Here is a 22,129-nt window from a genome sequence, read left to right on the forward strand (position 1 = left end):
GAAATAGCAATTCGGCCTTCAGGAGCGCTTGCGCACGTTCGCCCACGGGTCGCCCTCGACCGGCTCCATGCCCATCAGCGTGGACAGGCCCATCACGCTGGAAGGCGCGCCGCGTGAATGCGCGAACCCGCTGGGTTCCATGAAGCTGGAGGTGGCGAACTCCGACGGCCCGAAGCCCGAAGGCCGCGCCTCCACCCCCGGGGTGCGCTGCGCGGCCAGCATGCGCAGGCGCAGGATCTCGGGCGGCGGCCAGTTGACGTGCGCGCCCTTCAGGCGGATCAGGCGGATGCCGGCGGTCTTGAGCATCAGGTTCTTCTCGGCCGCCTCGCGCTGCAGCAGCGGGTCGTCCTTGTCCTTGAAGGCATCGACCTCGAAGGCGAACAGCGGCTTGCCGTCCTCGGCGCAGATCAGGAAGTCCACCTGCGCCTCGGCCAGCCGCTGCTGCGCGCCCAGCCGCTGGCGGCTCTTGCGCACGGCGAGGAAGCGCGCCAGCCGGGGGCGGAACAGCACCGCGCCTTCGGGGAAGGCCCGCTGCAGGTAGTGCAGCAGCGCGATCTGCTCCTCGGTAATGGGGGCGGTGTAGGCGAACTGGTCGCCGCGCGGGTCGTACGGGGCCCGCGGCCGGGGCGCGCGGCGCACGGCGCGCCACAGCAGGGCCAGCGCCAGCAGCGCGATCGCCGTGCTGGCGGCCGGCCCCCAGCCGTCACCCGCCAGCGCCTGCCAGCGCTCCAGCCACGGCGCGAAGAAACTCGATGCATCCATGCGGCAACACCCCCTGATGGCACGCACCATACCGCAAGCCCGCCGGCCGCGCCATCACCTGTTCAGAGGAGTCCGCAGGGCCGGATTCATCAGTGAAATCGGCCTCCAGCGCCCGCCTGTAAAGCGCCGGCAGCTACAAAAAGCAGAGCATCAGGTGTCGCGCGAAATCTTGATCGAGGGGAACTTGCCGGAGAAGTCCTTGGCCCTGGCGGCGATGCGCACCGCCACCTGGCGCGCCATGCCCCTGTAGAGCGCGGCGATCTCGCCATCGGGGTCGGCCACCACCGTGGGCCGGCCGGAATCGGCCTGTTCGCGGATAGTGAGCGCCAACGGCAGCGCGCCCAGGTAGTCCAGCCCCTTCTGGGCCGCGTAGCGCTGGCCGCCGCCGGCGCCGAAGATGTGCTCCACGTGCCCGCAGTTGGCGCACACGTGCACCGCCATGTTCTCGACCACGCCGAGGATGGGCACGCCCACCTTCTCGAACATCGCCACGCCCTTGCGCGCGTCGGCCAGGGCGATGTCCTGCGGCGTGGTGACGATCACCGCGCCGGTGATGGGCACGCGCTGGCACAGGGAAAGCTGGATGTCGCCCGTGCCCGGCGGCATGTCCACCACGAGGTAGTCCAGGTCCTTCCAGTGGGTCTGGTTCAGCAGTTGGTCGAGCGCCTGGGTGGCCATGGGGCCGCGCCAGATCATCGCGTCGTCGGGCTTCACCAGGAAGCCGATCGACATCACCTGCACGCCGTGGCTCTCCAGCGGCTCCATGCTTTTGCCGTCCAGGCTCTGCGGCTGGCCGCCCACGCCCATCATGATCGGCACGCTGGGGCCGTAGATGTCGGCGTCCAGCAGGCCCACGCGCGCGCCTTCGGCGGCCAGCGCCAGCGCCAGGTTGGCGGCCGTGGTGCTCTTGCCCACGCCGCCCTTGCCCGAAGCGACGGCGACGATGTTCTTCACCTGCGGCAGCAGCTGCACGCCGCGCTGCACGGCGTGGGCGATCACCTTGGAGGTGACGTGGGCCGACACGTGGCCCACGCCCGGCACGCCGCGCGCGGCGGCGACCAGCGCCTGGCGCAGCGCGGGGATCTGGCTGGCGGCCGGGTAGCCCAGCTCGACGTCGAAGGACACGTCGGCACCGTCGATGCGCAGGTTCTTCAGTTGCCTGGTGGACACGAAGTCCTGGCCGGTGTGGGGATCGGTCACGCCGGCCAGGGCGGCCAGCACGGCCTGCTCGGAAATCGCCATGGGATTGCTCTGCAAAGTAGGAGCCCGAGTCTACGGGAGCCCCCATTCCCTAAAATGCGCGGTTCTTTTCGCCCCACGCAGGTTCCGCATGACCGCCCCGCGCCAGCTCTTCGTCACCACCGCCCTGCCGTACGCCAACGGCACCTTCCACATCGGCCACATCATGGAGTACATCCAGGCCGACATCTGGGTGCGCTTCCAGCGCATGATGGGCGCGGAGGTGAAGTTCGTCGGCGCCGACGACGCGCACGGCGCCCCCATCATGATCGCGGCCGAGAAGGCGGGCCAGACGCCCGAGCAGTTCGTGGCCGGCATCGCCGCCGGGCGCCAGCAGTACCTGGACGGCTTTCTCATCAGCCACGACAACTGGCACAGCACCCACAGCCCCGAGAACACCGCGCTGGCGCAGGCCATCTACACCGACCTGAAGGCCGCCGGCCTGATCGCCACGCGCACCATCGAGCAGTTCTTCGACCCGCAGAAGGGCATGTTCCTGCCCGACCGCTTCATCAAGGGCGAGTGCCCGCGCTGCCACGCCAAGGACCAGTACGGCGACAACTGCGAGGTGTGCGGCGCCGTCTACGCGCCCACCGAGCTGATCGCGCCCTACTCCGCCCTCACCGGCGCGCGGCCCGAGCTGAAGACCAGCGAGCATTTTTTCTTCAGCCTGTCCGACCCGCGCTGCGTCGAGTTCCTCGAACAATGGACGCAGGACGGCCGCCTGCAACCCGAGGTGGCCAACAAGGTGCGCGAGTGGTTCGGCCAGGACGAGGACGGCAAGGCCAGGCTGGGCGACTGGGACATCAGCCGCGACGCGCCCTACTTCGGCATCGACATCCCCGGCGCGCCGGGCAAGTACTTCTACGTCTGGCTCGACGCGCCCGTCGGCTACCTCGCCAGCCTGAAGAACCTGCTGGGCAGGCAAGGCTTGGACTACGCGCAGTACATGGCCCAGCCCGGGCTGGAGCAGGTGCACTTCATCGGCAAGGACATCATCACCTTCCACACGCTGTTCTGGCCCGCCATGCTGAAGTTCAGCGGCCGCAAGGTGCCCGACAAGGTGTTCGTGCACGGCTTCCTCACCGTCAACAACGGCGAGAAGATGAGCAAGAGCCGCGGCACCGGCCTGGACCCGCTGAAGTACCTGCAACTGGGCATGAACGCCGAGTGGCTGCGCTACTACCTGGCCGCCAAGCTGTCGGGCCGCAACGAGGACATCGACTTCAACGCCGAGGACTTCATGCTGCGCGTGAATGCCGACCTGGTCGGCAAGTACATCAACATCGCCTCGCGCGCGGCCGGCTTCATCGGCAAGCGCTCGGGCGGCCGCCTGGGCGAGGTCACGGCCGACGGCGTGCAGCTGCTGGACCAGCTGCGCGCCGCGCTGCCCACGGTGACGCAGCTCTACGAGCAGCGCGAGTTCGGCAAGGTGGTGCGCGAGGTCATGGCCCTGGCCGACCGCGTGAACGCCTACGTGGACGCCAACAAGCCCTGGGAGCTGGCCAAGCAGGCCGGCCAGGACGAGCGCCTGCACGACGTGTGCACCGCCTGCATCGAGGCGTTCCGCATCCTCACCCTCTACCTCAAGCCCATCCTGCCGCGGCTGGCGGGCGAGGTGGCGGTGTTCCTGATGGTGCCGCCGGAGAGCTTCGAGGACGTGAAGACACCGCTGGGCGCCGGGGCGCAGATCGGCGAGTACAAGCACCTGATGCAGCGCGTGGACATGAAGCAGCTTGAAGCCTTGTTCGAGCCGCCAGCGCCCGCTCCGCAAGCGCTGGCAGCTATCGAAACAGAAGCAGCGCTGCCCGGCGGCGAGGCGCTGGCGCCGACCATCGGGATCGACGACTTCGCCAAGATCGACCTGCGCATCGCCCGCATCGTGGACTGCGAGGCGGTCGAGGGCTCGACCAAGCTGCTGCGGCTGACGCTGGACGCTGGCGAGGGGCGGATGCGCAACGTCTTTTCCGGCATCGCCAGCATGTACCAGCCCGGGCAGCTCAAGGGCAAGCTCACCGTGCTGGTGGCGAACCTGGCGCCGCGCAAGATGAAGTTCGGCGTCAGCGAGGGGATGGTGCTGGCGGCGGGGCACGCGGATGAGAAGGCGCAGCCCGGCATCTATGTGCTGGAGCCTTGGCCAGGGGCACAGCCCGGCATGCGGGTGCGCTGAAACTCCTCTTTTTGTAGCTGGTGGCGCTTGCTGGGCGGGCGCTGGGGGCCGATTTGGCTCTTATTTCTTTGGTGTTTGCTGGAGGCGCTGTCGGCCGGGATTTCGCCCCGGCGGGCGACCTACTTTCTTTGCTTCGCCAAAGAAAGTAGGCAAAGAAAGGCGACCCCACTTCGCGTGTCCCTTCGCTGCGCTACGGGGCAACCTGCGGTGCTCGGTCCTGGGGCGGCACTGCGGAACTCGCTGCGTGCTCCGCACTTCGCTCAGACAACCGCAGTGAGTCAGATCACGAAGCGCATGCATGCTGCGCTGCACGCGCCCGCCCCACGCCCTGCGCTCCTCGGCACGCGCAGAGGGGTGGTGAAGTCCATTCGGGCCATCGCTGCGCTCGGCCCCCAAGGCGCGGGCGCTTCGCGCCGCGTGATCGGGGCCGAGCGCAGCGATGGCCCGTTGGCGTTCCACTTCCCCTCTGGACGTGCCGAGAAGCGCAGTGGCCGGGGTGCGCGCGTGCAGCGCAGCATGCACGCGCTTCGTGATCTGACTCGCCGCGGTTGTCTGAACGGAGCGCGCAGCGCGCAGTGAGTTCTGCGGCGGCACCCCGGCCGCGAGCATCGCAGGTTGCCCGCAGCGCAGCGGAGGGACACGCCCAGTGGGGTCGCCTTTCTTTGCCTACTTTCTTTGGCGAAGCAAAGAAAGTAGGTCGCCCGCCGGGGCGAAATCCCGGCCGACAGCGCTTCCAGCAAACGCTAGAAGATTAAGAGTCAAAGAGGCGTCTAGCGCCCGCCCAGCAAGCGCTACCAGCTACCAAACAAGTAGCAATCAGGAACCCAACATCCCCCGCCCCTCGATGAACGCCACCACCCCCTGAAGCCCCTCCAACGTCTTCAGATTCGTCATCACGAACGGCCTCTCCCCCCGCATCCGCTCGGTGTCGGCGCGCATCACATCGAGGTTGGCGCCCACATGCGGCGCCAAGTCGGTCTTGTTGATCACGAACAGGTCGCTCTTGGTGATGCCCGGCCCGCCCTTGCGCGGGATCTTCTCCCCCGCCGCCACGTCGATCACGTAGATGGTCAAGTCCGACAGCTCCGGGCTGAAGGTAGCCGCCAGGTTGTCACCGCCGCTCTCCACGAACACCACGTCGGCGTCGGGAAACTGGCCGAGCATGCGGTCGATGGCCTCCAGGTTGATCGACGCGTCCTCGCGGATCGCCGTGTGCGGGCAGCCGCCCGTCTCCACGCCCATGATGCGCTCGGCCGGCAGCGCGCCGCTGACGGTGAGCAGGCGCTGGTCTTCCTTGGTGTAGATGTCGTTGGTGATGGCGATCAGGTCGTAGCGCTCGCGCATCGCCTTGCACAGCATCTCCAGCAGCGTGGTCTTGCCGGAGCCGACGGGGCCGCCGATGCCCACACGCAGCGGCGGCAGCTTCTTGGTGCGGTGGGGGATGTGGTGCAGGGGCATGGGAGAAGTCCCGGGAAAATCAGGCGAAATTGTGACATGGTCCACGCACCGCCCGCAGGCACAGGCCTGCGATGCGCCCGCGCCACGAGATAGCGCGTTCGCCGTGGCTACACTCGGAAAATTGATCTGCTAGGAGTATTCCTTGTCTCACGAGATCTCCGCACCGCCCGTACTCAGCCGCAAGCAGTTTCTGCTGGCGGGCCTGCTCGCCGCGGCCGCATTGCCGCGCCGGACGCTTGCCGCCGAGAAGGTGCGCTACGCGCTGCCGGCACCGGCTTTTCTGCCGGCCTTCACCCCCATCAGCCTCGCCCTGATCAAGGGCTACTACGCCAACGAAGGGCTGGAAGTGGATTTCCAGACGGTGGCCGGCGGCGCCGAAGTGGCCAAGCGCGTGGCGGCCGGCGAGTTCGACCTGGGTGGCGGCACGGGCGACACGCCGATACTGATGCGCCCGCACGGCCTGCCGATCAAGGCCATCGCGGTACTGGGCGGCAAGTCGTTGACACAGATCCTGATCCGGCGAGAAAGCGGCATTTACGCGCCCGAGCATTTCCGCGGCAAGACCATCAGCGTGACCTCGACCACGGACACGACGTATTTCACCCTGCTTGGCTTTCTCTCGTCCATCGGCGTGCGGGCCGATGAGCTGAAGATCGTGCCCGCCGGCCCCACGGGGGTCTACCAGATGATGATCGACGGCAAGGCCGACGCCATGGCCGGCGTGCCGGACTGGGCGGTGCCGGTGCTGCGCAGCGGCATCAAGACCATGACCTTCCGCTCCGACGAGTTCTTCCCCAGCCTGGCGCAGGCCATGATCAGCAGCGACCAGACGATCGCCGCGCGCCCCCGGGTGCTGCACGCCTTCGTGCGCGCCACCCTGCGCGGCCTGGCCGACACCATCGCCCAGCCCGACGCGGCCGCCGCCGCGATCACGGCCAGATTCCCGCAGCACAAGGGCAAGGAAGACATGGTGCGCGACATCGTGCGCTACTACGCGCAGCACGTCTATCCCGGGCAGCGCATACCGGGCGAGGTCAGCGCCCTGCGCCTGCAGAGGGTGCAGAACTTCTATCGCATGCGCAACATCGTCGAGCGCGAGACCCCGCTCAAGGATCTCTACACCGACCAGTTCCTGGCCGGCTGAGAGAGCGCCTCGCCGCCGGGCCCGATAGCGCCAGGCCGCGCCAAGAAACGCTCAGGAGCGGAACAGCCGCGAATACTGGGCCTCGTGCCGCGCCGACAGGATGGCGAGCATGGGGCTGAAGGACTGCCGCGTGTCGTCGGTGCGCGTCAGCGCATCATCGACGGCGGCGGGGATCTCGCGCGCCAGCCGCGCCAGCATGCGCTGGCCGGCGCTCTGGCCCAGCGGCACGGCCTTGACGGCGGCGGCAGTCATGTTCTCGGCCCAGCCGAAGGCGAAGGCCAGGCAGCCCTCGCGCACGCCGGCGCCGCTGCGCGCGGCGGCGAGGGCGAAGGCGACCGGGTAGGTCGGCGCCAGCCCGGCGCAGCAAGCGGCCGCGTCGGCGTGGTGGAGCTTGAGCCATTCGAGGAAGGAGCGGCCCATCTGCTCGGCCTGCAAGCGGAACTCGGCCGATTCGCGCGTGGCCAGCACCCAGGCGTCGAGCGCGGCAATACGGGCAAGGTCATCGGCCCGCCAGGCGCGCACGGCCTCGGCCACCACGGCCAGGTCGCCGCGCGCCAGGCCCAGGTGCAGCTGGTCCACCAGCCAGTCCCGCGCGCGCGCTTCCGAATCGACGCCGGCCCATTCGACGGCCGCCTCCAGCCCCTCGGAATACGAGAAGCCGCCCACCGGCAGCGCGGGCGAGGCCAGCCAGATGAGTTGCAGCAGGCTCGCGGCGGGCAGGGTGCTGCCGAAGCCTTCGGCAGTTTCTCCCTCTCCCCTCGCGGGAGAGGGTTGGGGAGAGGGGGGGCATGCGTTCGGGTGCGATGGCACCCCCTCTCCCCCAACCCCTCTCCCGCGAGGGGAGAGGGGAGCAGGGCTGTCGGGACGATCAGTGCGCGTGGTCATGTCCGTGTCCATGCGCATGGCCGCCATAGGCGCCGCCCTCGGGCTCGAAGGGCGCCTGCGCCTCGGTCACGATCAGGTGCATGGCGCGCAGCATGTCGGCCAGCACGTGGTCGGGCTCGATCTGGAGGTAGTCCGGCCTCAGCTCGATCGGCACGTGCCGGTTGCCCAGGTGGTAGGCGGCGCGCGTCAGGTCGAACGGCGTGCCGTGCGCGGGGCAGTGCGTGATGCGCAGCACCTGCTGCTTTGCTGCGATCACGCACACCAGCGAGCCGTCCTCGGCCACCAGCACGTCGCCGCCGCGCACGGCGGTGCCGCGCGGCAGGAACACGCCGATGCGCCGGCCCTGCGAGTCGGTGGTGTCGAAGCGGCTTTTCTGGCGCACGTCCCAGTCCAGCTCCACGGTGGCGGCGCGTTTGACCAGCACGGGCGCGAGGCCGCGGCCCTGGGGCATGAGTTTGTTGGCGATGAGCATGGCGATAACTGCACAGGAATGGTTGAGTCAATCAATATAGCCAGCGCGGCCCGCCAGGCCCCCGTGCCGACAACTGTTTCGGCCCCCACGGGCGGGCAACGGCTTACAGTGGAGCCTTCGGCAGGCGGCCGCCCGCCGATCTTCAACGACCAGGAGACAAGCATGGACATGTTCGAGCTCAAGCGTTTCAACCTCGACCTCGCCTTCCCGTACAAGGCGCAGTACGACAACTTCATCGGCGGCAAGTGGGTGGCGCCGGTGGCGGGGCAGTATTTCGAGAACGTCTCGCCCATCACCGGCCAGCCGTTCTGCAAGGTGGCGCGCTCCGACGCCGCCGACGTGAACCTGGCGCTGGACGCCGCCCACGCCGCGCAGGACAAGTGGGGCAAGACGCCGGTGGCCGAGCGCTCCAACATCCTGCTGCGCATCGCCGACCGCATGGAGCAGAACCTCCAGCGCCTGGCGGTGGCCGAGACCATCGACAACGGCAAACCCCTGCGCGAGACCATGGCGGCCGACCTGCCGCTGGCCATCGACCACTTCCGCTACTTCGCCGGCTGCATCCGCGCGCAGGAGGGCAGCCTCTCCGAGATCGACGAGACCACGGTGGCCTACCACTTCCACGAACCCATCGGCGTGGTGGGGCAGATCATCCCGTGGAACTTCCCGCTGCTGATGGCCTGCTGGAAGCTGCCGCCGGCGCTGGCCGCGGGCTGCTGCGTGGTGCTGAAGCCCGCCGAGCAGACGCCGGCCTCGATCATGGTGCTGATGGAGCTGATCGGCGACCTGCTGCCGCCCGGCGTGGTCAACGTGGTCAACGGCTTCGGCAAGGAGGCGGGCGAGGCGCTGGCCACCAGCCCGCGCATCGCCAAGATCGCCTTCACCGGCTCCACCGCCGTGGGCCAGCGCATCCTGCGCGCGGCGGCCGACAGCCTGATCCCCTCCACCGTGGAGCTGGGCGGCAAGAGCCCCAACATCTTCTTCGCCGACGTGATGGACGCGGACGACGAGTTCCTCGACAAGGCGATGGAAGGCTTCTCGATGTTCGCGCTGAACCAGGGCGAGGTCTGCACCTGCCCCTCGCGCATGCTGATCCAGGAGTCGATCTACGAGCGCTTCATCGAGCGCGCCGTCAAGCGCGTGCAGACCATGAAGCAGGGCCACCCGCTGGAACTCAGCACCATGGTGGGCGCGCAGGTGTCGAAGCAGCAGATGGACCGCATCCTGGGCTACATCGACGTCGGCCGCCAGGAGGGCGCGCAGTGCCTCACCGGCGGCGAGCGCCACCGGCCCGGGCAGGAGCTGGACGAGGGCTTCTTCGTCAAGCCCACGCTGCTGTTCGGCAAGAACGACATGCGTGTGTTCCAGGAGGAGATCTTCGGCCCCGTGGGCTCGGTGACCACCTTCAAGACCCGGGAAGAAGCCATCGCCATCGCCAACGACACCACCTACGGCCTGGGCGCGGGCGTGTGGACGCGCAACGGCACGCAGGCCTACCAGATGGGCCGCGCCATCCAGGCCGGGCGCGTGTGGACCAACTGCTACCACCTGTACCCGGCGCACGCGGCCTTCGGCGGCTACAAGAAGTCTGGCATCGGCCGCGAGACGCACAAGATGGCGCTGAAGAACTACCAGCAGACCAAGAACCTGCTGGTCAGCTACAGCCCGAAGGCGCTGGGCTTCTTCTGACGCCGGCCGGAACTTTAAAAAAGATAGCTGCCGGCGCTTGCCCAGCAAGCGCTGGCGGCCTATTTCATTCATAAACCCGCAGGTATTCACAGCGCGCGCGTCATGAAGTGGCTGCTGGGGTCGGCGGCGTAGTCGCCGAAAGGCCCGCACGCCTGGAAGCCGTGCCGGGCGTAGAGCGCGCGGGCCGGCGCGAAGAAGGGCTGGCTGCCGGTCTCCAGGCTCAGGCGCGAATGGCCCAGGGCGCGGGCCTCGGCCATGACGTGCGCCAGCATCCGGGCCGCGATGCCCCGGCCGCGCAGCGCGGCGGCGGTGCGCATGGACTTGAGTTCGGCGTGCCGCTGATCCAGATGCTTCAAGGCGGCGGTGGCCACCAGCGTCTCGCCGAACCAGGCCGTCCAGAACCGGATGCCGGGCTGGCGCAGGGCGCCCAGGTCCAGCGCGTGCACGCTCTCGGGCGGCGAGACGCGCCGCATGTCCGCCAGGTGCTCCTCCAGGAAGACGGCGACGCGCGGGTCGCGCAGATCGGCATCCAGATGGATGCGCAGCTCTCGCACCACCGTCAGAACAGGAAGTACCGCTGCGCCATCGGCAGGCTGGTCGCCGGCTCGCACACCAGCAGCTCGCCGTCGGCGCGCACGGTGTAGGTCTGCGCGTCGATCTCCATGCGCGGCGCCAGGCCGTTGTGGACCATGTGCTGCTTGCGCACGCCGCGGATGTTCCGCACGGCGCTCACGGTCTTTTGCAGGCCGTAGCGCTGCCGCACGCCGGCGCCGAAAGCGGCCTGCGAGACGAAGGTCAGGCTGCTGCGGGCAGTGCTGCCGCCGAAGGCGCCGAACATGGGCCGGTAGTGCACGGGCTGCGGCGTGGGGATACTGGCGTTGGGGTCGCCCATCGCGGCCATCGCGATGCTGCCGCCCTTGAGGATGCAGGCGGGCTTGACGCCGAAGAAGGCCGGCTTCCAGATCACGATGTCGGCCCACTTGCCCGCCTCCAGGCTGCCGACCTCGTGGCTGATGCCGTGGGAAATCGCGGGGTTGATGGTGTATTTGGCGACGTAGCGCTTGGCGCGGAAGTTGTCGTTGCGGGAAAGCGCTTCGACAGGCTCAGCGCGAACGGCATGGGGGGCGAGCCACCCGCGCTGCGCCTTCATCTTGTGCGCCGTCTGCCAGGTGCGGATGACGACCTCGCCCACGCGGCCCATGGCCTGGCTGTCGCTGCTCATCATGCTGATGGCGCCCATGTCGTGCAGGATGTCCTCGGCGGCGATGGTCTCCTTGCGGATGCGGCTTTCGGCGAAGGCCAGGTCCTCGGCGATGGCGGGGTCGAGGTGGTGGCAGACCATGAGCATGTCCACGTGCTCGTCCAGCGTGTTGCGCGTGTAGGGCATGGTGGGATTGGTCGAGGACGGCAGGAAGTTCTCCACGCCCACCACCTTCAGGATGTCGGGCGCGTGCCCGCCGCCCGCGCCCTCGGTGTGGAAGGCGCACAGGGAGCGGCCCTTGGTGGCGGCGATGGTGTCTTCCACGAAGCCCGATTCGTTGAGCGTGTCGGAGTGGATCGCCACCTGCACGTCCTCCAGCTCCGCCACGTCGAGGCAGTTGCTGATGGCGCTGGGCGTGGTGCCCCAGTCCTCGTGCAGCTTCAGGCCGATCACGCCCGCGTGGATCTGCTCGTGCAGCGCGCCGGGCAGGCTGGCGTTGCCTTTGCCGAGGAAGCCCAGGTTCATCGGGAAGGCGTCGGCCGCTTGCAGCATGCGCTCGATGTGCCACGGGCCGGGCGTGCAGGTGGTGGCGAAGGTGCCGGTGGCCGGCCCGGTGCCGCCGCCGAGCATGGTGGTCACGCCGCTGGCCAGCGCCTCCTCGATCTGCTGCGGGCAGATGAAGTGGATGTGGCTGTCGATGCCGCCGGCGGTGACGATGTGGCCTTCGCAGCTGATGATCTCGGTGCCGGGGCCGATGACAATTTGAACGCCCGGCTGCGTATCCGGGTTGCCGGCCTTGCCGATGGCGGCGATGCGCCCGTCCTTCAGGCCGATGTCGGCCTTGACGATGCCCCAGTGGTCGAGGATCAGCGCGTTGGTCAGCACCGTATCGACCGCCCCTTCGGCGCGCGAGCGCTGCGATTGCGCCATGCCGTCGCGGATGGTCTTGCCGCCGCCGAACTTGACCTCCTCGCCGTAGCCGCCCGCGGCCAGGGTGAAGTCTTTTTCCACCTCGATGACCAGGCCCGTGTCGGCCAGCCGCACGCGGTCGCCCACGGTGGGGCCATAGGTTTCGGCGTAGGCGCGCCGGTCGATCGTCGCCATCACAGTGCTCCCTGGACCAGGCCGCGAAAACCGTAGATGCGCCGGTCGCCCGCGATATCCACCAGTTCCACCGTGCGCTGCTGGCCCGGCTCGAAGCGCACGGCCATGCCTGATGCGATGTTGAGGCGCATGCCGCGCGCGGCGGCGCGGTCGAATTCCAGGCCCGCGTTGGTCTCGGCGAAGTGGTAGTGCGAGCCGACCTGGACGGGCCGATCGCTGGCGTTCTTCACCACCAGCGTGGCGGTGCGGCGGCCGGGGTTGAGCGCGTGCGCGCCGTCATCGAGGATGAATTCACCAGGGATCATTCGCGCGCCCCTTACATCGCCAGCCGGGTCAGCATGAACGCGCCCAGCAGCGCCGTGGCCGCGCCGCCCGCGCGGGCGACCCAGGGGTGGCGCTGCATCACGGCGTGGCCCAGCAGCATGCCCGCGACGTGCAGCACGGCGGAGCCGGCCGCCATGCCCGCCAGCGTGCCGAAGGCCGCCGCGCCGCCGTCGCCCGCCAGCTCGTAGCCGTGCGCCGCGCCGTGGAAGAACGCGAACACGCCCGCCAGGACAGCGGCCGCGCCCCAGGGCATGCGCCGGTGAACCGCCACCAGCAGGCCCAGCACGAGCACGGAGGCCGCGATCATCGGCTCCACGCCCGGCACCCACAGGCCGCCGAAGCCCGCCAGCGCGCCCAGCACCAGCAGCGCCACGAACGCGGCGGGCGCGCGCCAGGCGGGGCGCACGGCCAGCGCGCTCCACGCACCCACGGCCAGCATGGCGGCGAGATGGTCGAGGCCGGTGAACGGGTGCATGAAACCCTGCGCCAGGCTGCCGGCCAGGCCGTGCGTGTGCGGCTGGCCGCCAACGTGGGCCAGGGCGGCCACGGGCAGGGTGGCGAGGGCGATGATGAGTATCTTTTTCATAGCTGGTTACGCTTTCTGGATAAGGGCTGGATGCCAAAAAGGCTTGAAAGTCAGATGATCGGCTCGTGCACGGTCACGAGCTTGGTGCCGTCTGGGAAGGTGGCTTCGACCTGGATGTCGGGGATCATCTCGGGCACGCCCTCCATCACGTCGGCGCGGGTCAGCACCTCGCGGCCGGCGCTCATCAGCTCGGCCACGCTGCGGCCGTCGCGCGCGCCTTCCATCACGGCGGCGCTGATCAGGGCCACGGCCTCGGGGTAGTTCAGCTTCAGCCCGCGCGCGCGGCGGCGTTCGGCCAGCAGGGCGGCGGTGAAGATCAGCAGCTTGTCTTTTTCTCGCGGAGTGAGTTCCATGCAGGGCTCCGATGCAACACTCGGGCCAGCTTAGCAGCCCAGGGCGTACAGGGCGAGCAGTTCCTCGGGCAGCCGCCGCGCCGTGGCCGCGACGCGGGCATGGCGGCCGAAGATGCGCCGCAGTTCGGGCGCGGCGCTGGCGTCGGTGCCCAGGCCCAGCACGGTGACGCCGCGCGCGGCGGCTTCGCGCACGGCGTGGCGCGCGTCCTCGGTCAGGTAGCGGTGGTCGTGCACGTCGATGTCGCTGGGCTGGCCGTCGGTCAGCACGAACAGCGCCCGGCGCGCCGCCCGCGCGCCGGCCAGCAGCGTGGTGGCGTGGCGCAGCGCCGCGCCCAGGCGGGTCGAATGCCGGGCCGGCGCGGCGGCGATACGCGCCAGCGCGGCGGTATCGAGCGGGTCGCCCGCCTCCAGCAGCCGGGTGTAGGCCACGGCGTGCCGCGTGTTCGACGAAAAGCCGTGCACCGCCACGCGGTCGCCAGTGGCGCGGCCCGCCACGGCCAGCGCCAGCGCCGCCTGCCGGGCCAGCGCCAGCAGCGTCGCGCCGCCGCCGGGCACGGCGTCGAGCGTGGATTGCGACAAGTCCATCAGCACCAGCAGCGCGGCCGGCTCGGCGCGGCGGGGGCGGCGCTCGAACAGGCGCGCGTCGGGCGGCTGGCCGGTGCGCAGGTCGGCGGCCCAGCGGATGCAGGCGTCGAGGTCGAGCGTGTCACCCTCGCGCTGGCGGCGCAGGCGCTGGCGGCGCGTGCCCTGCGGCGCGGCACCCAGAGCGAGGCGGGGATAGTCGGTCACGGGCCAGGCATTGGCACCAGAGACGTGCGAATGCTCCATTACGGTGCACCAATCGGCACGCATGTGGTGCGATCGGTAGTTCCATTCGCCGTACAGGATGCGCCGGGGGGAGCTGGCCTCGGGCGGCGGGGGCGCGGCGGCGTTGCCGGGCGTGTCGGGGCGGGCCCGCGGCGTCGGCTCGGCCGCCGTGGCCGCGTGCGCCCACAGCCAGGAATGGTCGTCGCGGTAGGCGAAGGGCGGCACGAACTGCCGCGTGTCGATCCGCACGCGCATCTGCCCCAGGTCGTTCGCCAGCACGGCGGCCAGGGCGCGGAACGGCGCCGCGTCGTGCAGGCCGTGCGCCGCCTCGGCGCAGGCGAACAGCGTGCGCGCCTTGTGCACCCAGGGGTTGGGGTCGGCCCAGCGCTCGTCGGCCAGCGCGCGGCCCAGGCGGCCGAGCAGCGCGTCCAGCGCCAGCCCGTCGGCGGCCTGTTCGCGCAAACCGTGCAGGAACCACGCGCGCACGCCGGGCAGCCGGCGCGCCAGCAGGCGCTCGACGCGGGCGTCTTCCACGCTGGCGATCACCAGCAGGCTGATCGGCTTGAGTGTGCCGGCCGGCTGGTGTGGCGTGGAATGGCACAGGTGCGCCGCCGCGTGCGCCACGGCGGCGCGCGCGGTGGCGAAGTCGAGCGCGGACGGCAGCAGCAGTGCGTCGTCGGTGAGGATGGGGCGCTGGCGCCGCGCGTGGTCGGCGTCGGCCGGAGCCGGCAGCGGCTGCACCGACAGGCGCCGCGCGCCGAGGCTGCGCAACAGCAGCGTCAGCGCGCGGCGCTCGCCCTCATCCACCGAAGCAGGCCGCCACCAGCTCGCGCAGCGCGCGCGCCGTGTCGGCGTCGTCGGTCAGGGCGCAAACCAGCGCCAGGTCGCACGCCTGCGCGGGGGCGGCGCCGGCGGCCAGCAGTTGCCCGGCGCGTACCAGCATGCGCGTGGAAGCGCCCTCTTCCAGCCCCTGCGGGCGCAGTGCCCGGCTGCCGCGCGCCCACTCCACCAGGCGCGCGGCCAGCTCGGGCGCCACGCCGGCCTCGTGCGCCACGATGGCGGCCTCGACCTCGGGCGCGGGGTAGCCGAACTCCAGCGCGACGAAGCGCTGGCGCGTGGAGGGCTTGAGGTCCTTGCCGCGCTCCTGGTAGCCGGGGTTGTAGGAGATGACGAGCTGGAAGTCGGGATGCGCGGGCACCAGCTCGCCGCGCCGCTCCAACGCCAGCACGCGCCGCGTGTCGGCCAGCGGGTGGATCACCACGGTGGTGTCGCGGTGGGCTTCGACCACTTCGTCGAGGTAGCAGATGGCGCCGTGGCGCACGGCCTGCGTCAGCGGCCCGTCGTGCCAGCGGGTGCCCTCGGCGTCGATCAGGTAGCGGCCGAGCAGGTCGGAGGCGGTCATATCCTCGTTGCAGGCCAGCGTGACCAGCGGACGCCCGAGCCGCCAGGCCATGTGCTCGACGAAGCGCGTCTTGCCGCAGCCGGTGGGGCCTTTGAGCAGCAGCGGCAGCCGGCGCTCGAAGGCCAGCATGCACAGGCGGATTTCGTCGCCGCTGGCGCGGTAGAACGGCTCGCCGGCCAGCCGCCAGGCGGCCAGCGGATCGGGCGCCATCAGCGGTGCGCCGGCGCCGCGTGGGGAATGCCGTCGATCGGGCATTCGGCCGTGCCGACGGTGTCGCGCGTGATCGCCTCCACGGCCTTGCGCGTGCCCTCGGGGTCGTTCACCCACTTGCCGTAGAAGTCGTACGGGCAGACGGCCATGCCCTGGTCGCCGTCGCCGGAGTTGATCATGCCGGTATAGCCGCGGTGCATCAGCTTGAACAGGTGGTTCTCGCTCTGGCCGTTCCTGCGGAAGTCGCGGATCAGGCTCTTGGAGAGGGCGGCGTACTGCACGCCGTATTCCTCCTCGCCGCATTCGCCCAGCGTGCGGCCGTCGAATCCGATCAGCGCGCTGTGGCCGAAGTAGCTGTACACGCCGTCCCAGCCGGCCGCATTGGCGACCGCCACGTAGCTGTTGTTGGCCCAGGCCATCGCCTTGGCCATCAGCACCTGCTGATCCTTGGCGGGGTACATGTAGCCCTGACAGCGCACGATGAGTTCGGCGCCCTTCATGGCGCAGTCGCGCCAGATCTCCGGGTAGTTGCCGTCGTCGCAGATGATCAGGCTGATCTTCAGGCCCTTGGGGCCGTCGCTGACGTAGGTGCAGTTGCCGGGGTACCAGCCCTCGATGGGCACCCAGGGCATGATCTTGCGGTACTTCTGCACGATCTCGCCCTGGTCGTTCATCAGGATCAGGGTGTTGTAGGGCGCCTTGTTCGGGTGTTCCTCGTGGCGCTCCCCGGTCAGCGAGAACACGCCCCAGACCTTCGCCTTGCGGCAGGCGGCGGAAAAGATCTCGGTTTCCTCGCCGGGCACGCTGGCGGCGGTGTCGTACATCTCCTTGGCGTCGTACATGATGCCGTGGGTGCTGTACTCGGGGAAGATCACCAGGTCCATGCCGGGCAAGCCCTGCTTCATGCCGACGAGCATGTCGGCGATCTTGCGCGCGTTGTCCAGCACCTCGGCCTTGGTGTGCAGGCGCGGCATCTTGTAGTTGACGACGGCCACGCCGACGGTGTCGGCGCTACTGGAAATGTCTCCGTGCATCATGGTCTCGACTCCTTCAATGCGAAATCATCCAGGGACGCTTGGAGGGGAAGGATTTCGCCCCAGTCGGCGCCGTGACGGTGGCCTTGGCGCGCCCGCCCGAGCAGCAGCCGCAGCCGGCCGGATGCTTCAGCCGCTGGTAGTCGCGCGAGCTTTTCGGCTCGTGGCGCGCGCGTTCGTTCACGTCGAGCGCGCGGCGCGTGCCGCCGTCCAGCAGCGCCAGGCGCGGCGCACTGGCGAACACCCGCGCCGAGGCCGCGCCGCACTCGGGGCAGGCCACCGGCTCGTTGCGCTCGCTCAGGGCGCGGAAGGCATCGAAGCCGCCGCAGCTTGGGCAGGCGTAGTCATAAGTGGGCATGGGCGGCCTCTCCTGGAACGGCGGTTTACTTCAGGTCGTAGGAGATCGGCATGTCGATGCTGCCGTCCAGGTGCTTGACGGGGCCGGCGGCGTTCGGGTTGATGTCGAAGTCGAAGATCTGCGTCGGCAGCCACAGGGTGGCGCAGGCGTTGGGGATGTCCACCACGCCACTGATGTGGCCCTGCACCGGCGCCGTGCCCAGGATGGAGTACGCCTGCGCGCCGGAGTAGCCGAACTTCTTCAGGTACTCGATGGCGTTCAGGCAGGCCTGCTTGTAGGCCACGTTCACGTCCAGGTAGTACTGCTTGCCCGATTCATCGACGCTGATGCCTTCGAAGATGACGTAGTCGTTGTAGGTCGGCACGATGGGGCTGGGCTTGAAGATCGGGTTCTTGATACCGTACTTGGCCATGCCGCCCTTGATGAGACTGACCTTCATATGCACCCAGCCGGCCATCTCGATGGCACCGCAGAAGGTGATCTCGCCATCGCCCTGGCTGAAGTGCAGGTCGCCCACCGAGAGGCCAGCGCCATCGACGTAGACCGGAAAGAAGATCTTGGAGCCACGCGACAAATCCTTGATGTCGCAGTTGCCGCCGTGTTCGCGCGGCGGCACGGTGCGCGCGCCCTCGGCGGCGATCTTGGCCTGAAGATCACCCGTGGCCTTGCCGCAGTGGGCGGTGGCGGCGAACGGCGGGTTGGCCAGGCCGGCGGTGGGGTCGCTGTCGATCAGCGCCTGTTCGCGCGCGTTCCAGGTGGCCAGCATCTTCGGGTCGGGCAGCGTGCCGATCAGGCCGGGGTGGATGAGGCCGGCGTACTTCACGCCCGGCACGTGGCGCGAGGTGGTGAACATGCCGTGGAAGTCCCAGATGGATTTCTGCGCGGCCGGGAAGTGGTCGGTCAGGAAACCGCCGCCGTTGGTCTTGCTGAAGAAACCGTTGAAACCCCAGAGGCTGTCGTCCTTGGCACCGATGTCCAGCAAATCCACCACCAGCAGGTCGCCGGGCTCGGCGCCCTTCAGGCCCACCGGGCCAGAGAGGTAATGCACGGTGGTCAGATCCACGTCGCGCACGTCGTCGGCGCTGTTGTTGTTCTTGATGAAGCCGCCGGTCCAGTCATACGTCTCCAGCACGAAGTCATCGCCGGGGTTGACCCAGCAAGCCATCGGCACATCGGAGTGCCAGCGGTTGTGCACCAATTCGTTGCTGGGCGCGGGTTGGGTCAGATCGACCTTGATGAGCGTATCGGGCATTTGCTTTCTCCTGGTTGCGGGGGCTCGAAAAATCACACGGACAGATAACGCTTGATGTGCGCGGCGTCGGTCTTGTCGCGTTCGGTTTCGTGGACGAAGCGGCCGCCCTCGATGACGAACAGCCGGTCGGCCACGTCCATCGCGAAGCTGAGCACCTGCTCCGACACCACGATGGACAGGCCCTTCATGCGCCGGATCTCGTTCAGCGCGCGGGCGATGTCCTTGATGATCGAGGGCTGGATGCCTTCGGTTGGCTCGTCGAGCAGCAGCACCTTGGGTTCGGTGACCAGGGCGCGCGCGATGGCGAGTTGCTGCTGCTGGCCGCCGGAGAGGTTGCCACCCTTGCGCCGCCGCATCTCGAACAGCACCGGGAACAGCGCGTAGATGTCGTCGGGGATGCGGCGCGATCGGCTGTTCTCCAGCCCGGTCTGGATGTTTTCCTCCACCGTCAGCGTGGGGAAGATCATGCGACCCTGCGGCACGTAGGCGATGCCCTTGGCGACGCGGCGGAAGCTCTCGTCCTTGGTCACGTCCTGGCCGACCACCTCGATGCGCCCGCTCCTGGCGGGCAGGATGCCCATCAGCGCCTTGAACAGGGTCGTCTTGCCCATGCCGTTGCGCCCCATGATGGCCACCGTCTCGTTGGCCCGGGCCTCGAAGGACACGCCGTGCAGCGCCTCGCTCTGGCCATAGGCCACGTGCAGGTCATCGACTTTCAGCATCACGTCGCTCATGTCGTCGCTCCTTCAATGACCGAGGTACACGTCGATCACGGCCGGATCGGACTGCACCTTTTCCATCGACCCCTCGGCCAGGATCTTTCCCTGGTGCATCACGGTCACCTTGTGGGCGATCTGCTTGACGAAATCCATGTCGTGCTCGATGACGATGACGGATCGGTTCTGGCAGATGCGCTTCAGCAGTTCCGCCGTCAGCTCGCGCTCGCGCGCGCTCATGCCGGCGATGGGTTCGTCCAGCATCAGCAGTTCGGGGTTCTGCATCAGCAGCATGCCGATCTCCAGCCACTGCTTCTGTCCGTGGCTGAGCAGCCCGGCCTCGGTGTCCAGCCGGTCGGCCAGCCCGATGTCCTCGGCCACCGCCTGCACGCGCGCCTTCACCTCGTCCGTGCACTTGAATGCCAGCGCACCGAACACCGAGCGCCCGGCGGGGTAGGACACCTCCAGGTTCTTGAACACCGTCAGGTTCTCGTAGATCGACGGCGTCTGGAACTTGCGCCCGATGCCCATGCGCACGCGCTTGTATTCCGCCATGCCGGTCAGCTCGGCGTTCCTGAACTTGATGGAGCCGGCACTGGCCTTGGTGCGGCCGCAGATCAGATCCAGCAGCGTGGTCTTGCCGGCGCCGTTGGGGCCGATGATGACGCGCAGCTCGTTGCGGTCGATGTACAGCGTCAGGTCGTCGATGGCCTTGAAGCCGTCGAAAGAGACGCTCAGGTCCTCGACCGCCAGCGCGAAGTCGGTGTTGCTCATGGGATCGGTCTCCGGTGCGGGGTCAGGCGCCCTGGCCGGTCATGCGGGCGGGCACGGCGGGCGTTGCCGCCGGGGTCGAAGGCAGCGTGTCCTCGCAGGCGGGAAGCGCGGTTTGGGCGCGTCCGGTCCCGGCGCGGCGGGCGGCCAGCCGGGCCAGCCACCAGGGCTTGATCTTGTCCTCCCACAGGCCGGCCAGCCCCATCGGGAAGGCCATCGTCACTCCGATGAACAGCGCCGCCATGAGGAACAGCCACAGATCGGGGAAGCTCTCCGAGAACAGCGTCTTGCCGGCGTTGACCAGCAGCGTGCCGTACACCGCGCCGACCAGGCTCATGCGGCCGCCCACGGCGGCGAAGATCACCATCTCGATCGAGGGCACGATGCCGACGAAGCTGGGTGACATGAAGCCCACCTGCAGCGCGAACAGCGCTCCGCCGATGCCCGACAGCCCCGCCGCCAGGCAGAACGTGAACACCTTGAAGCTGGCCACGTCGTAGCCCGAGAAGCGCACGCGGTCTTCCTTGTCGCGCATGGCCAGCAGCAGTGTGCCGAGCTTGCTGGTCTGGATCCAGCGGCACAGCATGATCGAAGCGATGAGCAAGGCCACGCAGGCGAAGTAAAGGATGTACTTTGCGCTGTCGGTGCGCGTGTCCCAGCCCAGCAGTGTCTTCAGATCGGTCATGCCGTTGACGCCGCCGGTGTAGCCCTGCTGGCCGATGATGAGCACGGTGCAGATCAACGCCACCGCCTGGGTGATGATGGCGAAATAGACTCCGCCGACGCGCCGCTTGAACATCGCGAAACTGATAAGCCAGGCCAGAGCCATCGGCACCAGAACCACCAGCATCAGCGACAGCGGCAGGCTCTTGAAGGGCAGCCAGAAGAGCGGCAGCTCGGTGATCTGGTTCCAGTCCATGAAGTCGGGTATGCCCGGCGTGGACTGGATTCTGGTGCTCTCGGGATCGGACGCCTCCAGCTTGAGGAACATCGCCATCGCGTAGCCGCCGAGGCCGAAGAACACGCCCTGGCCGAGGCTGAGCACGCCGCCGTAGCCCCAGACCATCACCAAACCGATGGCGACGAAGGCGTAGCAGAGGTACTTGCCCACCAGGTTGAGGCGGAAGATGTCCAGCGACAGCGGCAGCACCACCACCAGCAGGATCGCCAGGATGAGCAGGCTGGCCAGTTGATACCGCTTGACGATGGCTTTGAAGGTTTCCACGGCGTGACTCCTGAATGCGGGATGGCGGCGGCTCAGCGGCGCACCTTGGAGGCGAACAGCCCCTGCGGACGGGCCATGAGGATGAGCACGATCAGCGACAGCGTGAGCACCTTGGCCATCGAGCCGGTCATGAAGAATTCGGAGATCGACTGCGTCTGCGCGATGCCGAAGGCCGAGACCACGGTGCCCAGGAGGCTGGCGGCACCGCCGAAGGTGACCACCAGGAACGAATCCACGATGTAGAGCTGGCCGGAAGTCGGCCCGGTGGAGCCGATGGTGGTGAAGGCCGCGCCGGCCACGCCAGCGATGCCGCAGCCGATGGCGAAGGTGAGCCGGTCGGTCTTCTTGGTGTCGATGCCGGTGGCGTTGGCCATCACGCGGTTGGCGACGGTGGCGCGCACGCGCAGGCCCCAGCGGCTCTTGTGCAGCGCCAGCAGCACGCTGGCGGTGACCACGGCGGTGAGCGACAGCACGAACAGCCCGTTGATGGGAATGTCCAGCCCTTCGGCGGGCGACCACGATCCCATCAGCCAGTCGGGCAGCGTCGGGCTGACTTCCTTGGGGTCGATGAAGGTGCGGAAGCACTGCTGCAACCCCAGGCTGACACCCCAGGTGGCCAGCAGGGTGTCGAGCGGGCGGTTGTAGAGGTGGCGGATCAGCGCCCACTCCATGATCCAGCCGACGATGAAGGCGGTGGCGAAGGCCAGCACGATCGCCACCGGAAAGTAGTAGGCCACCCCCCCCGGCGCGAAGCGCTCCGTAAGCACAGCCGACATGTAGACGGTGTAGGCGCCGATGGCCATGAACTCGCCGTGCGCCATGTTGATGACGCCCATCTGGCCGAAGATGATCGCCAGGCCCAGCCCCATGAGCAGCAGCACGGCGAAGAGCGAAAGCCCGGCGAAGCCCTGCATCAGGCCAATATTGAGCATGTCGGAGAAGGTCATGGCGGCGCTCGCGGTGCGGT

Annotated in this window: 22 protein-coding genes; 3 read left to right on the forward strand and 19 right to left on the reverse strand. The window is 68.7% G+C overall.

The annotated features are described in order from the left end of the window. Positions 1-18: 18 nt before the first annotated feature. The gene (locus QM772_RS06735; RefSeq protein ID WP_415134801.1) at positions 19-762 is read right to left on the reverse strand and encodes a DUF2726 domain-containing protein; all 744 of its coding nucleotides are present in this window, start codon (positions 760-762) and stop codon (positions 19-21) included. A gap of 150 nt (positions 763-912) precedes the next feature. Then, positions 913-2,004: an iron-sulfur cluster carrier protein ApbC gene (gene apbC, locus QM772_RS06740; RefSeq protein WP_415134803.1), complete on the reverse strand. Its 1,092-nt coding sequence runs from the start codon at positions 2,002-2,004 to the stop codon at positions 913-915. 88 nt (positions 2,005-2,092) lie between these two features. Between apbC and metG the strand changes: the two genes are divergently transcribed. Next, positions 2,093-4,171: a methionine--tRNA ligase gene (gene metG, locus QM772_RS06745; RefSeq protein WP_415134805.1), complete on the forward strand. Its 2,079-nt coding sequence runs from the start codon at positions 2,093-2,095 to the stop codon at positions 4,169-4,171. Between the two features lie 816 nt (positions 4,172-4,987). On the opposite strand, the gene ureG is transcribed toward metG, so the two are convergent. Further along, positions 4,988-5,629 (reverse strand): urease accessory protein UreG, encoded by a 642-nt coding sequence (gene ureG / locus QM772_RS06750; protein ID WP_415134807.1) that lies wholly within the window; start codon positions 5,627-5,629, stop codon positions 4,988-4,990. A 142-nt stretch (positions 5,630-5,771) separates the two neighbouring features. On the opposite strand from ureG, the gene QM772_RS06755 reads away from it, so the two are divergent. After that, a complete protein-coding gene (locus QM772_RS06755) occupies positions 5,772-6,773 on the forward strand; it encodes an ABC transporter substrate-binding protein (RefSeq protein WP_415134809.1) in 1,002 nt (333 codons plus the stop codon). 51 nt (positions 6,774-6,824) lie between these two features. Here the strand turns inward: QM772_RS06755 and QM772_RS06760 are convergent, their stop codons facing one another. Together QM772_RS06760 and ureE are read right to left on the reverse strand one after the other, a co-directional pair. After that, the gene (locus tag QM772_RS06760) at positions 6,825-7,493 is read right to left on the reverse strand and encodes an urease accessory protein UreF (protein ID WP_415139501.1); all 669 of its coding nucleotides are present in this window, start codon (positions 7,491-7,493) and stop codon (positions 6,825-6,827) included. 148 nt (positions 7,494-7,641) lie between these two features. Beyond that, the gene (gene ureE, locus QM772_RS06765) at positions 7,642-8,130 is read right to left on the reverse strand and encodes an urease accessory protein UreE (RefSeq protein ID WP_415134811.1); all 489 of its coding nucleotides are present in this window, start codon (positions 8,128-8,130) and stop codon (positions 7,642-7,644) included. Positions 8,131-8,292: 162 nt separating this feature from the next. Here ureE and QM772_RS06770 point away from each other — a divergent pair, with 162 nt between their 5' ends. Beyond that, a complete protein-coding gene (locus tag QM772_RS06770) occupies positions 8,293-9,819 on the forward strand; it encodes an aldehyde dehydrogenase family protein (RefSeq protein WP_415134813.1) in 1,527 nt (508 codons plus the stop codon). A gap of 86 nt (positions 9,820-9,905) precedes the next feature. On the opposite strand, the gene QM772_RS06775 is transcribed toward QM772_RS06770, so the two are convergent. The 14 genes from QM772_RS06775 to urtB are packed head-to-tail and all read right to left on the reverse strand — an operon-like array spanning position 9,906 to position 22,109. Further along, positions 9,906-10,373 carry a GNAT family N-acetyltransferase gene (locus QM772_RS06775; RefSeq protein WP_415134815.1) on the reverse strand — a complete coding sequence of 156 codons (468 nt, stop codon included), beginning with the start codon at positions 10,371-10,373 and terminating at the stop codon, positions 9,906-9,908. A 5-nt stretch (positions 10,374-10,378) separates the two neighbouring features. Next, positions 10,379-12,124, reverse strand: a complete 1,746-nt coding sequence (ureC, locus tag QM772_RS06780; protein ID WP_415134817.1) for an urease subunit alpha — start codon at positions 12,122-12,124, stop codon at positions 10,379-10,381. Continuing rightward, positions 12,124-12,429, reverse strand: coding sequence for an urease subunit beta (locus tag QM772_RS06785; protein ID WP_415134819.1), 306 nt, complete (start codon positions 12,427-12,429; stop codon positions 12,124-12,126). The genes ureC and QM772_RS06785 overlap by 1 nt, the downstream gene beginning before the upstream one ends. Positions 12,430-12,440: 11 nt before the next feature. Continuing rightward, positions 12,441-13,034 (reverse strand): HupE/UreJ family protein, encoded by a 594-nt coding sequence (locus QM772_RS06790; protein ID WP_415134821.1) that lies wholly within the window; start codon positions 13,032-13,034, stop codon positions 12,441-12,443. 50 nt (positions 13,035-13,084) lie between these two features. Next, the gene (locus QM772_RS06795) at positions 13,085-13,387 is read right to left on the reverse strand and encodes an urease subunit gamma (RefSeq protein WP_415134823.1); all 303 of its coding nucleotides are present in this window, start codon (positions 13,385-13,387) and stop codon (positions 13,085-13,087) included. A gap of 30 nt (positions 13,388-13,417) precedes the next feature. Continuing rightward, positions 13,418-15,001, reverse strand: coding sequence for a nitric oxide reductase activation protein NorD (locus QM772_RS06800; protein WP_415134825.1), 1,584 nt, complete (start codon positions 14,999-15,001; stop codon positions 13,418-13,420). Continuing rightward, positions 14,994-15,806, reverse strand: coding sequence for a CbbQ/NirQ/NorQ/GpvN family protein (locus QM772_RS06805; RefSeq protein ID WP_415134827.1), 813 nt, complete (start codon positions 15,804-15,806; stop codon positions 14,994-14,996). The genes QM772_RS06800 and QM772_RS06805 overlap by 8 nt, the downstream gene beginning before the upstream one ends. Then, positions 15,806-16,843 carry an aliphatic amidase gene (locus tag QM772_RS06810; protein ID WP_415134829.1) on the reverse strand — a complete coding sequence of 346 codons (1,038 nt, stop codon included), beginning with the start codon at positions 16,841-16,843 and terminating at the stop codon, positions 15,806-15,808. Before QM772_RS06810 ends, QM772_RS06805 begins: the two co-directional genes overlap by 1 nt. Positions 16,844-16,856: 13 nt before the next feature. Beyond that, on the reverse strand, positions 16,857-17,198 hold the full coding sequence (locus tag QM772_RS06815; RefSeq protein WP_415134831.1) for an FmdB family zinc ribbon protein: 342 nt from the start codon (positions 17,196-17,198) through the stop codon (positions 16,857-16,859). A 25-nt stretch (positions 17,199-17,223) separates the two neighbouring features. Beyond that, complete coding sequence (fmdA, locus tag QM772_RS06820; protein ID WP_415134833.1) at positions 17,224-18,450, reverse strand: formamidase; 1,227 nt, start codon at positions 18,448-18,450, stop codon at positions 17,224-17,226. 32 nt (positions 18,451-18,482) lie between these two features. After that, positions 18,483-19,172, reverse strand: coding sequence for an urea ABC transporter ATP-binding subunit UrtE (urtE, locus tag QM772_RS06825; protein ID WP_415139503.1), 690 nt, complete (start codon positions 19,170-19,172; stop codon positions 18,483-18,485). Between the two features lie 24 nt (positions 19,173-19,196). Beyond that, positions 19,197-19,940, reverse strand: a complete 744-nt coding sequence (gene urtD, locus QM772_RS06830) for an urea ABC transporter ATP-binding protein UrtD (protein ID WP_415134835.1) — start codon at positions 19,938-19,940, stop codon at positions 19,197-19,199. Positions 19,941-19,962: 22 nt separating this feature from the next. After that, positions 19,963-21,162 (reverse strand): urea ABC transporter permease subunit UrtC, encoded by a 1,200-nt coding sequence (gene urtC / locus QM772_RS06835; protein WP_415134837.1) that lies wholly within the window; start codon positions 21,160-21,162, stop codon positions 19,963-19,965. Positions 21,163-21,194: 32 nt separating this feature from the next. Continuing rightward, complete coding sequence (urtB, locus tag QM772_RS06840) at positions 21,195-22,109, reverse strand: urea ABC transporter permease subunit UrtB (RefSeq protein ID WP_415134839.1); 915 nt, start codon at positions 22,107-22,109, stop codon at positions 21,195-21,197. Positions 22,110-22,129: the final 20 nt, after the last annotated feature.

Source organism: Ottowia sp. (assembly GCF_047601385.1).
Classification (GTDB): domain Bacteria; phylum Pseudomonadota; class Gammaproteobacteria; order Burkholderiales; family Burkholderiaceae_C; genus Ottowia.